The 372-nt window shown below is 69.9% G+C and carries 1 pseudogene; it reads right to left on the bottom strand.

The window, feature by feature from the left end:
- Positions 1–288: pseudogene (locus EXE44_RS18555) on the bottom strand (hypothetical protein); the annotation flags it as partial.
- Positions 289–372: the final 84 nt, after the last annotated feature.

Raw genomic sequence — 372 nt, 5'->3', positions numbered from 1 at the left:
ATCGGTCAGCACGGAGAGGTGGATCACCGCCGCCATCGTCGCGCCTCCCTTGCCGCCGCCGATCGAAATCGGATACCCCTCGCCGCTGAAACACCGCGTGATCGGGGTGATCCCCTCGTTCGCGTCGACGCCCGGCCCGACGGTCGCGGGACCGCCCGAGGAATCCGCGGCCGACGGCTGAGCGAGCGACTCCACTCCCGCGGTCTGCCCCGCGGCCGCGCCGACGCCGGCGGTCGCTACGACGACCAGTAGCGACAGCGCGACGGCCCGAGACCCCGGGCGATCCATTATCACTCCCTCCTTCGCCGGACTCACTTAAATCGTCGCCGGCGCCGGTATCAGTCGAGAGAATCGGAGCCAAGCAGCCCTTCG

This window comes from Halorubrum sp. SS7, from assembly GCF_005435055.1.
In the GTDB taxonomy this organism is placed as follows: Archaea; Halobacteriota; Halobacteria; order Halobacteriales; family Haloferacaceae; genus Halorubrum; species Halorubrum salinarum.
This window is presented reverse-complemented; position numbering and strand designations above follow the sequence as displayed.